Here is a 9,895-nt window from a genome sequence, read left to right on the forward strand (position 1 = left end):
CATCAAGGGCCGCAAAGAGTTCTGGCCATGCAGGGACGTCCACCCCGAATTCCTCGGCGAGCCCGGCGCCTGCCCGCGCCAGGTCGAATATCCGCGGATCCCCGGCGGCGATATGGCCGATCAAGGCCGCGGCGTGCGGTGCGATGAGCTCCGCGACGTCCGAATCAAACGTGTCATCCGTGAAGTAACCCTGCGCGCGTGCAGTCAGCAACGCGACCTCGACGTCGAGCACCGCACGGTCGAGGCCCGCGATGCCGTCCTGTCGACTGGCGGGCCACCAGCGCCGCAGCCAATGCCCCAAGGCCAGCCGTCGCAGCGGGCTCAGCGAGCCCGGCAGGATGCTCACGTCGGCGAGTTCGATGCTGCCCGGCTCCTCGGCGGTAGCGTCCCTCGCGGTCAAAGCCGAAGCCAGGGCGACATGTCCGGATTCGCCGAGGACGCGCCACAGCCACTCGGCGCGCGACGTATCGGTGAACGTGATCTGGGTGGCGTCGGGTGGATCGTCGATGGTCCAGGACAGCACAGCGCCGCTGACTTCGAGCACCGCGATCAGTGGTGTCGCGGCTTCTTCGATCGGGCCGGTGCTCCAAAGGCCGGAATCCGCAACCAATCTCATCCCGCGACCTGCAATTCCAGCATCGCCTTGATCCTTTGCCGGTGGTCGAGGCTCACCGATCGCGCGACCCCCTCGAGGAGCGAGCGCACATCGTCGACGTCGGCACACGGTTCCTGCCATACGTCACGTCCGTGCAGTCGTGCCCACAGCCGGCTCAGGTAGGGCTGCGCGTACGTGGCGAGGTCGTCGACGACTTGCCGTTGGCGCGGATGGATCGGGCCGCCCTCGGCGAGGTAGCGGCGGGCATGCAGCACATAGGCTTCCTTGCGCAGCCGGGCCTGGATCGTCGCGGCCAGCGCGTAGCGACTGGTGACCGTCGGGTTGAGTGGGGCCAGTTCGACCGCGACCTCGATGCCGGCGACCAACGTCGCCTGCTTGTCCTCCGACAGCAATCCCCAGGGCGCGCAGACCCGGTCGACCTCCTCTTCGCACAGCATCGGGATGTCGGGTAAGGCGTCGCGGTCCAGCGCGCGTCGCAGCGTGGCGCGTACCCGGTCCACCACGCTGCGATCCAGCGGCCGGGTGTCGGAGTCACCCGTGACCTTCGGTTGACGTTGCGGTGCAACCGAACTCAGCCCCAGCTCGAGGATTGACCACGGCAGTCTTTCGGTATCGATGTGGGCCAGGGCGCCCAGGTTGTGCGGGGTGGCGTCGCCGATCATCGTCGACCAGACACGCTGCCGGGCGACCGTCGTGCGATGGCTGTCGGCGGTCCCGAGGACGGTGCTGAGCTTGGCCAGGAATGCGGCGGTCTCGGGTGCTTTGTCGGGGGCTCGCACGTCGCGCCAGCTGCGGTCGAGTTGACCGGACAGCGCGGCGACGACATCGGGATCCGCCACGTACTGGTGCAGCACCTCGATCGCGGTGCGGTCGCGGCCCGCGTGAATCTCGCCGAGCACCGCGGCGGCGGTCTCCCGATCCTGCTGCACCGGTTGACCTTTGGTCACCGCGAGCTCGAAGCAGACTGGAAAGTACAGCTCTTGGGCGTTGCCGGTGCGAATGCGCTGCCTGCGGCGTTCCCGCTTGAGGACCTCGAACCATGCTGCGGCCGAGCGTAATTCGGCAGCACAACCGACGATCAGCTCGTGCATTGCCGTGGCCGTCTCGGGGGCGACGACCGGGGCCGAATACTGCGGGTTCGACCTCAGCCGGAGCACCAGCGGATCGATGATGCGTTTGACGGTCCGGCTCAACGGGCCTCCGTCGTCGCCGCTGAGCACTTCCACGCCCGGGCCGATCGCCCGCCACGCCGCCTCGATCACCGATCGCCGGGGGTGGCCTGCCGCAACGACGGTCGGCGCCTGGGGATGCGCGCTCATCTGGACAGAATAGGGGCAGAGCAAACGTTGCGGCAGTCGAAAAGTTGGGTTCGGTAGCCGGTTCTCGGCGTCACCGTGGTCGCATGAACAAGTTGTGGGAACTGCTAGACCCGATCCGATTCGGTCGCCGACAGGGCGCGGGGGACCGGACCGTCGGTGTCGGCACCGTGCGCAAGGTCGGCAAGGAGCGCCAGGTTTTCATCGAGGTGGTCGCGGTGTCCGGGGAGACGTTCATCGGCAAGCTGGCGCGCTGCGACGGCGACCTCGACCTGTCGATGCTGCGTCCCGGCCTCGTCGTCCTGGTGGCATTCGATCCTGCTGCACGCGAAGAGCTTTCGTTGCCCGACGACGTGCTGGCCGTGCATGCCGCGTGGCTCGCGGCGCTGTGAGCTAACGCGCACCGTCCACCGCGAAGGTGGCCAGACCGGCCCAGTACAACGGGCTGGCGGTGAGTTCGCCGTCGCGCCAGCGCCGCATCTGGGCGCGCTGCCATCGATTCACCGCGCACCCGGCGTCGTCGGCGGCGTCATGCGCGCGATCGACGGCGACCACCACATCGGCCATCGGGTCGGCCTGTTCATCAGCCGGCGTGGCGAACCGGCGATACGCCGCCGTCGTCGGCAGCGACCACAAGGTGGCGGTCACCAGCTGTGCGCCGCCCAGGATCATCGCCGCCACCAATCCGGTCGCCTCGTCGAATTGATAGTCACCGCCCGACCCGCACGCCAGCAGCGCCACCCGGGGTGGCGTCGGCAACCGCAGGGCCATCAGGTCCGACGCGGTCAGCGGGCGGTGATCGCCGATGGCTCCGGCGTTTCCGGGGATGGCGGCCGGGTCGGCCAGGTGCAGCGCCGCCCGGTCGGCTCTGCTCGCGTCGTCGGGGCCGCCCTCAGCGGAACTCGCGTGACCCACGTAGAACAACCGGCAGGGACTCTGCGCCAGCAGCTTGGCCAGCCACGTGCGATCGGCATCCGGGCGACGGAACAGTTCGACGGCGGAGTCGACGGGCGGCAGGACCGACCGGTGCCCGAGCAACTCGGCGTAGTGGCGCGCCACGGGCGTGTCGGGCGATGGCCTGCCAAGCACCGAGCCAAGCGCGGAATCCGGGCGCTGTCCGGGTACCCGGGGATCTAGGACCAGCAGCGGTGGGCCGTCCTTTCTGGTAGCCCAGTCGGCGGGATCGCGCGGCGAATGCACGATGTTCGGCGGCACCGCCAGCAGCACGTCCACCAATTCGATCAGCCGGTATCCATCGGTGTGCTTACCGATATCGGTTAATTGCCAAGGGATTCGGGCGGCGGCCCGGCCGCTGGCGGTGATCGCTTCCTGGCGGGCGCGCACCAACTCTTCCTTACTTGGCCCCGATTTCGGTAGCGCCAGCAGGCCCCAGGGAACCCGTGCCAGCCGCGCGCTGGGGGAGACGAACAGGACCGGGCGCGGCGAGGCTATGCACTCGATCAGCAGCTGCCACCCGGCGGAGCCGATCAACAGGACACCCAGGATGTAGGCGACCGTCAGCTCGGTGTCGGGCGCTGCGAACGGTCCCGCGGTGAGCGCGCGCTCGATGGCGTCGCGCCGGTTCTCCCGGTCGTGCGGCTCGGGCAGGGCATCCGTCAGCTCTTGCAGTGCGGCAAGCAGAATCGGCTCCTCCACCACCCAGGTGACGGTCCTCGACGGCTGCCCGACGATCCGCAGGCTGGCATACGTGGCGATCCCGACGTCGGCGTACCGCAGGACCAGAGTCGGCCGCTCGCTCACGGCCAGGTCGACCAAGCGGGTTCGGCCGCGGTGACGTCGCGGCCGTAGCGCTGTAAAGCCAGAGCGCGATAGCGACTCAGGATCGCCGGGCTGTCCGGCTGCATCTGTAGGGGTGGCAGGGGCCCGAGTCGGACCAGCGACAGGCCGGCAACGGCGGGCCCGGCCGCGGCCAGTGCCGGCTCTGGATCGATGACCACCGGTGCGGTCGCGGTGGCGGCCCACTCGCCCAATTCCCGCGCCGGGGCGTCGGTGCTGAATGTGCCGCGAGCGCTGTGGTATTCGACGAGCTCACTGATCAGTTCGGTGTTCTCCCATTCCCAGGCGACGGCGAAGGCGCTTGCCAGCATGGGTGCCGAAACGCTGGTCGCCCAGCGTGATCTCGCGTCGGCGTCGGCGATCGAATACCGGACCGAGTCCACCGCCAGTGCGGCAGGCACCTTCAATTCGGCCGCCTGTTCGAGCTTGCGCAAGCCGCGCCAGTACGCGTCGGAGCCCACCTCACCCCGCAGGACGCCGAGTGACTCGGCTTGCCGGGCTTCGGTTTCCTCCAGTGTCTCGTCGGGGTCGCCCGCGGCGTCGAAGCCGAGGTCGGCCAGCGCGTCGGCCCGCCACACCGTCCCCAGGTGATTGTCCAGGCGCGCGTACTGCAACCAGCTGCTGCGTGGCGACGAGTCGAGGCACTCGCGGGCTTGGGCAATCTGTTCCACCGCCGTCGCGAACCGGCCGCGGAAAATCGCGATCCAGCTGCGCTGCAATAAAATCCGGTGGATGTGCAGCGGCTTCCCCAACTCGCGCCAATGCCGTTCGGCGTGTTCCCAGCACTCGTCGGCCGCACCCAGGGCGCCGCTCGCCATCCGAGTGAGGCCGAGATACAGCCAGCAGCGGGCGACGTCGTGCGCCCGCGCGTACCGGGCGATAACGGGGTAGGCCTGCGACACCAGGCGCTCGGTTGCGGCGTGGTCGTTGGCCGCCCAGCGCGCTGTGGCCAGCTCCAATTGTGTTCTTGCCTCTGCCAGTTCCCAGCCCTTTGCGTGCGCCCTGGCACCCGCTCGACGCAGCCAGGGCTCGGCTTCGGCCAGCCGCCCCGTCTCCACGCAGAACCTGCCATACCCGGTGGCTGCGGATATCCAGAGGTGGTCGGCGGCCTCGTCACCGCCCTCGCCGCCCTCGATGTCGCGGATAGCGCTTTCCCACAACGGAACTGATTGCACGTGCAGGTCGTCGTCACATAACGCGCCGGCACACAGAACGCGCGCATAGGTGCGGACGTGGGTGTCATCGGATCCATTGTCGTCCAACAGCTTCAACGCGGACGCCGCGCCTTCATGGTCACCAAGAGCGGCGGCCAGGCCGGTTTGCAGGAACTGTGCCTGACGGGAGTAGCGGCGGATCATCTGTGCGTGCTCAGCGCCGCCGATGTGCGCGTAGATCGCCAGGCAGTCATTGATGCGCCGGATGGATTCCCGCACCCCGTCGTGGGCCCCGCGAACGAGGTAGATCTCGCCAAGCTGCGCAAGGACTTCCAGCATGAGATCGTCGGAGTCTTCCTGCTCGATCCGCGGAATCAACGACAGCAGCAGATCCCGGGCTCCGGTCTCATCGGCGGCGAACGCCATCCGACGGGCGCGGTCTAATTCGCCGGGGATCGACACGGCTGCATCATAAGTCCGCGGGTGGCGCCGGGTTGTGCAAACCGCGAGCGGCGGACGTGTGAGTGAGGCACGCCCGCCGCCCGGCTAATCAGAATTGATCAGCCGCAGGTCAGCTTGATGTTGAAGTCCTTGGTGACCATTCCGGCCATCGGGTTCTTCATGTCGGCGCCCTGTGCCTGACCGGTGATGGTGTAGGTCTTGCCGTCCACCGCCACGTTGGCCGAGCCCACCTTGGCGCCCATGCCGTTGCTGACCGACAGGGCGTTGCCGTCGACGACAAGTGCCAGCGACTCGACCTTGGGTGTGGCCTCGTCGGTCATCACCACGGCCAGCGCCTGCTGGGCGCCGCCCGTGGAGCCGCTGCCGATGTCGATCTTTCCGCCGGTCCGGACGCAGGTCACCGAGGCCGGGTTGACGCCCGCCAGGTCGGTGCCGCCCACCTTGACCTGTGCGCTCGTGCCGGTGGCCACGTTGGGCGCGGTGCTCGACGCCGGGCCGGCCGTGTGGCCGCCGCTGGAGCAGGCCACGAGTGCGGATGCACAGCCCAGGGTCCCAATCGCAGCTGCGAGAAGACGTTTCACTTGTGATTCCTTCCTTTGATACGCCGCCCCGATGGCGTCGCGTTGGGGCAAGTACAGAACGGCCGAGTTGCTACCGATCCCAAATTTGTCGACGTCGAGGCGGTAGGCTGCCTCGGTGTCGGCGCAACGAAGGGAGACACCCATGGCAAGCGTGCAATGGCTGGAAAAGCCTGAGGCTCACGACTTTCCGGCGGCAGCGGACTACCTTGCCATGCTCGCGGACGCGCAGACCGTGAAGAAGGTGACGAAAAAGTTGAAGGCCGGAACCGTCACGCACAAGAAGGCCAAAGACATCCTGCGGGCGGCGCAGCTGAGCCTGCTCGACGTCGACAACCCGCACGTCGCCGAGGATCTGGCCAAGATCGAGAAGGGCCAACCGTTGTCGCCCATCCTGCTGGTGCGTGGCGACTTCTCCAAGGGCGTCCCGCTGCAGATCGCCGACGGCTACCACCGGGTCTGCGCGAGCTATCACACCGACGAGAACACCGACATCCCTGTCGTCATCGTGGCGACGAGCTGACCGAGCGGATTGTGGCCATGATAGAGACCCAGGCCTTCGGAACGGTACAGGTGCTGACCCTGTCCTCGGGGCGGGTCAACGCCCAGGACGTCGAGCTGCTCGAAGAACTGGCCGCCACGGTTCGCGATAAGGCGGCCTCGAGTGGTGGCCCGCTGGTCGTCACCGGAGCGGGCCGGGTTTTCAGCGCCGGGGTTGACCTCAACCGGGTGGTCGAGGGCGGCGCCGATTACACCGACCGGCTGGTGCCCGCGCTGTCCGCGGCCTTCGAGGCGACGTTCAGTTACCCAGGGCCGACGGTGGCCGCGATCAACGGCGCCGCCATCGCGGGCGGGTGCGTGCTCGCTTGCGCCTGCGATCGGCGCCTCATCAGCCCGGAGGCTCAGATCGGCGCAGCAGAGGTGCGGGTCGGGGTGACGTTTCCGGTCGCCGCGCTCGAGGTCATGCGTTACGCGGCCGGGCGTCACGCCGAGGAAGCGCTGCTGACCGGCCGCACGTATCGCGGCGCCGAGGCGGTTGCCAGCGGCCTGGCCCACCGCGTCGTCTCCGACGATCTGCTCGAGGCGGCCGTTGCGGAGGCGTCAGACCTCGGCGACATTCCGCCCGAGGCCTACAGCCACACGAAAGCGCAGTTGCGAGCCCCGGCGATCGCGCGGATCCGCGAGGCGGGCAGCGCCGATGACGAGGTCCGAAAGATGTGGGGGTCGGATCTGACCCAGCAACGCATCGCAGCCTACGTAGAGCGCATGCGCCGCAAGGACTGACGGAAGTTATTCCTGGTCGGTGGCCTCGTCCAGGGCGACACCACCGCGCCTGCGCCGCATCCGGTGCGAGCCCTTCCCCGTCGGCCGCCGGTTGCGCAACCTGGCCCCGTCGTCGGTCTGTTCGGTGGCTTTTTCGGTGGTCGGCGCCTCTTCGGTGGCAGCTTCGGGTTCTGCCTCAGCCGTTGCGGGGGTTTCGGACTCCTCGGTTTCCGGAGCTTCCTCGGCCTTTTCGGGTTCCGGCTCGGTAGCCGTCGCTTCGACGGTCTCGGCCTCTTCAGCTTCTTCGGATTCGTCCGTCTCTTCGGCCTCGTCCTCGACGTCGGCCTCGGAGCCCTTCTTGCGGTCTTTACGACGCTTCTTGGGTTCCTTCGCCTTGATCGGCTTCGGCGGCGGAGGCGGCAGCTCGGCGACGAAGGAGAGATAGAAGGCGAAGAAGCCGAGCAATCCGATGGCGGCGGCCGCCCCGTAGATCCCGAACAGCCACTGACCGAAGGTGTCCAGGCTGAGCCAGATCTCGCTGACCGCCGTGCCGATGATCAGCACGCCGGCCAGCACGTGCGCCACGATCGACCAGAGCCTGATCGTCAGAGCCAGCTGCGGCGTCCCGAGCTCGGGCTTACGGGTGCGCAGCTGGGTGAACACCACCGGCAGCGCGGCCAGGGCGATCAATGCGCCCGCAACGATCCGAAGCGTCGTCCCCACCGAGTGCGTGGTGTCGCCCATCAACTCGGGCCAGCGGGGCAACACGAAAAAGAAGTAGAGGACGCCGGCAGCGACCGAGAAAGACGCGTGCCACGGGATGGCGACCTTGCGCCCCATAAGCCTCCTCAAGCCGGATTGGCTCAGGCCAGCCTAAAGGCGGCCGACCCGAATCCAGACCAATTCGTGCATGTCCGCATGGCGGACCAATTGCGGAGGATGCGGGATTTGAACCCGCGAGGGCTGTTAACCCAACCCGCGTTCCAGGCGAGCGCCATAGGCCACTAGGCGAATCCTCCGTGGGCCATGGTAACCGAGGGTGTCAGGGCCGCTGTCAGTTGCTCACCGGTCGGTCCGACGCAGGTACTACACTCGCCGAAGGACCCCGCGCGGCGTCTATCCTGTGAACTCCCCCAGGGCCGGAAGGCAGCAAGGGTCAATGGGCTCTGTCGGGTGCGCGGGGTCCCCTTCGGTTTGATGAGTGGTGAGCGCTGCGCCCGGTTTCGCCGCGCATGCGATCGCCCCGCCTTCGACAGCGAAAGGGTTCATGGTGTCGTTGGAGTCCCTCAGTCCTGACGAGCTCGCCGCCGCTCACGCGCGCAACCAGCAGGATTACGCGGATCTGCAGGCAAAGAAGCTCGCCCTGGATTTGACCCGGGGCAAACCGTCGCCCCAGCAGCTCGACCTGTCCAACCAGCTGCTGAGCCTGCCCGGGGACGACTACCGCGACAGCGAGGGCACCGACACCCGTAACTACGGCGGCCTGCACGGCCTGCCCGAGCTGCGGGCCATCTTCGGGCAGTTGCTCGGCATCCCGGTGCAGAACCTGATCGCGGGCAACAACTCCAGCCTGGAGCTGATGCACGACCTCGTCGCCTTCTCGATGTTGTACGGCGGCGTTGACTCGCAGCGGCCGTGGAAGGACGAGCCGAAGGTCAAGTTCCTGTGCCCCGTCCCCGGCTACGACCGGCACTTCTCCATCACCGAGACGATGGGCATCGAGATGATCCCCATCCCGATGCTGCAGGACGGCCCCGACGTCGACCTGATCGAGGAGCTGGTCGCCGTCGACCCCGCGATCAAGGGGATGTGGACGGTGCCGGTGTTCGGCAACCCCACCGGGATCACCTACTCCTGGGAGACGGTTCGCCGGCTGGTCCAAATGCGGACGGCCGCCCCCGACTTCCGGCTGTTCTGGGACAACGCGTACGCGGTGCACACCCTGACCCATGAGTTCATCCGTCAGGTCGACGTGCTGGGGCTGGCGGAAGCCGCAGGCAACGCCCACCGGCCGTACGTCCTCGCCTCCACGTCCAAGATCACCTTCGCTGGCGCGGGCGTGAGCTTCCTGGGCGGATCGCTGGGCAACATCGCCTGGTACCTGCAGTACGCCGCCAAGAAGTCGATCGGCCCGGACAAGGTCAACCAGCTACGGCACCTGCGCTTCTTCGGCGACGCCGACGGCGTGCGCCTGCACATGCTGCGGCATCAGCAGATACTGGCTCCCAAGTTCGACTTGGCGCTCGAGATCCTCGATCAGCGGCTGAGCGAGTCCAAGATCGCGTCGTGGACCGAGCCGAAGGGCGGCTATTTCATCAGCCTCGACGTGCTGCCCGGCACCGCGCGGCGGACCGTGTCGCTGGCCAAGGACGCGGGCATCGCCGTCACCGAGGCGGGTGCGTCCTTCCCGTACCGCAAGGATCCGGAGGATACGAACATCCGGATCGCGCCGACCTTTCCGTCGCTGCCGGATCTGCGCGACGCGGTCGACGGGCTGGCCACCTGCGCCTTGCTGGCCGCGTCGGAGCGGTTGCTCAACGGCGCCTCGAGTGTGCGCTGACGGCTGCATTCGCCGCGAAATTCCGCCCTACGTTCACGCTCGAAGCCGCTGATGCACACTCGACTCCAGCCGGGCGGCCGTCGGACGGCGCCGGTAGCGTGGGCGACCGTGGCCCTCTACCGCAAGTACCGACCGGCAACCTTCGCCGA

At 67.9% G+C, this 9,895-nt stretch carries 9 protein-coding genes, 1 tRNA gene, 1 other RNA gene and 1 pseudogene; 5 read left to right on the forward strand and 7 right to left on the reverse strand.

Annotated features, from left to right (window positions below; translation table 11 throughout):
• Positions 1 to 616: pseudogene (locus tag JOZ00_RS08125) on the reverse strand (hypothetical protein); the annotation flags it as partial.
• Complete coding sequence (locus JOZ00_RS08130) at positions 613 to 1,935, reverse strand: hypothetical protein (RefSeq protein WP_293342224.1); 1,323 nt, start codon at positions 1,933 to 1,935, stop codon at positions 613 to 615. The gene JOZ00_RS08130 and the pseudogene JOZ00_RS08125, both read right to left, overlap by 4 nt.
• Positions 1,936 to 1,979: 44 nt before the next feature.
• Here JOZ00_RS08130 and JOZ00_RS08135 point away from each other — a divergent pair, with 44 nt between their 5' ends.
• Positions 1,980 to 2,324 carry a hypothetical protein gene (locus tag JOZ00_RS08135; protein ID WP_366022277.1) on the forward strand — a complete coding sequence of 115 codons (345 nt, stop codon included), beginning with the start codon at positions 1,980 to 1,982 and terminating at the stop codon, positions 2,322 to 2,324.
• 1 nt (position 2,325) lies between these two features.
• Here the strand turns inward: JOZ00_RS08135 and JOZ00_RS08140 are convergent, their stop codons facing one another.
• The 3 genes from JOZ00_RS08140 to JOZ00_RS08150 all read right to left on the reverse strand — a co-directional run bounded on the left by JOZ00_RS08140 (position 2,326) and on the right by JOZ00_RS08150 (position 5,893).
• Complete coding sequence (locus JOZ00_RS08140) at positions 2,326 to 3,699, reverse strand: CHAT domain-containing protein (protein ID WP_293342244.1); 1,374 nt, start codon at positions 3,697 to 3,699, stop codon at positions 2,326 to 2,328.
• Positions 3,690 to 5,345 (reverse strand): hypothetical protein, encoded by a 1,656-nt coding sequence (locus tag JOZ00_RS08145; protein WP_293342230.1) that lies wholly within the window; start codon positions 5,343 to 5,345, stop codon positions 3,690 to 3,692. The genes JOZ00_RS08140 and JOZ00_RS08145 overlap by 10 nt, the downstream gene beginning before the upstream one ends.
• A 98-nt stretch (positions 5,346 to 5,443) precedes the next feature.
• Complete coding sequence (locus JOZ00_RS08150; RefSeq protein ID WP_293342247.1) at positions 5,444 to 5,893, reverse strand: lipoprotein LpqH; 450 nt, start codon at positions 5,891 to 5,893, stop codon at positions 5,444 to 5,446.
• 175 nt (positions 5,894 to 6,068) lie between these two features.
• On the opposite strand from JOZ00_RS08150, the gene JOZ00_RS08155 reads away from it, so the two are divergent.
• Positions 6,069 to 6,446 carry a hypothetical protein gene (locus JOZ00_RS08155; RefSeq protein ID WP_293342233.1) on the forward strand — a complete coding sequence of 126 codons (378 nt, stop codon included), beginning with the start codon at positions 6,069 to 6,071 and terminating at the stop codon, positions 6,444 to 6,446.
• 17 nt (positions 6,447 to 6,463) lie between these two features.
• A complete protein-coding gene (locus JOZ00_RS08160) occupies positions 6,464 to 7,207 on the forward strand; it encodes an enoyl-CoA hydratase/isomerase family protein (RefSeq protein ID WP_293342236.1) in 744 nt (247 codons plus the stop codon).
• A 6-nt stretch (positions 7,208 to 7,213) separates the two neighbouring features.
• Here JOZ00_RS08160 and JOZ00_RS08165 read toward each other — a convergent pair whose 3' ends face one another.
• Both JOZ00_RS08165 and JOZ00_RS08170 read right to left on the reverse strand, forming a co-directional pair.
• Positions 7,214 to 8,026, reverse strand: coding sequence for a hypothetical protein (locus JOZ00_RS08165; protein WP_293342239.1), 813 nt, complete (start codon positions 8,024 to 8,026; stop codon positions 7,214 to 7,216).
• A 93-nt stretch (positions 8,027 to 8,119) separates the two neighbouring features.
• Positions 8,120 to 8,205 (reverse strand) — tRNA-Ser (locus tag JOZ00_RS08170).
• A 78-nt stretch (positions 8,206 to 8,283) separates the two neighbouring features.
• On the opposite strand from JOZ00_RS08170, the gene ffs reads away from it, so the two are divergent.
• Positions 8,284 to 8,378, forward strand: an RNA gene (ffs, locus tag JOZ00_RS08175) — signal recognition particle sRNA small type.
• Positions 8,379 to 8,456: 78 nt separating this feature from the next.
• On the forward strand, positions 8,457 to 9,746 hold the full coding sequence (locus JOZ00_RS08180) for an aminotransferase class I/II-fold pyridoxal phosphate-dependent enzyme (RefSeq protein ID WP_293342241.1): 1,290 nt from the start codon (positions 8,457 to 8,459) through the stop codon (positions 9,744 to 9,746).
• The last annotated feature ends 149 nt before the right edge of the window (positions 9,747 to 9,895 follow it).

The organism is Mycobacterium sp. (assembly GCF_019243155.1).
Taxonomy (GTDB): Bacteria; Actinomycetota; Actinomycetes; order Mycobacteriales; family Mycobacteriaceae; genus Mycobacterium.

Coding starts and splice junctions, on each gene's coding strand:
- JOZ00_RS08130 (WP_293342224.1), bottom strand. CDS start 1,935: ATGAGCGCGCATCCCCAGGCGCCGACCGTCGTTGCGGCAGGCCACCCC.
- JOZ00_RS08155 (WP_293342233.1), top strand. CDS start 6,069: ATGGCAAGCGTGCAATGGCTGGAAAAGCCTGAGGCTCACGACTTTCCG.
- JOZ00_RS08160 (WP_293342236.1), top strand. CDS start 6,464: ATGATAGAGACCCAGGCCTTCGGAACGGTACAGGTGCTGACCCTGTCC.
- JOZ00_RS08165 (WP_293342239.1), bottom strand. CDS start 8,026: ATGGGGCGCAAGGTCGCCATCCCGTGGCACGCGTCTTTCTCGGTCGCT.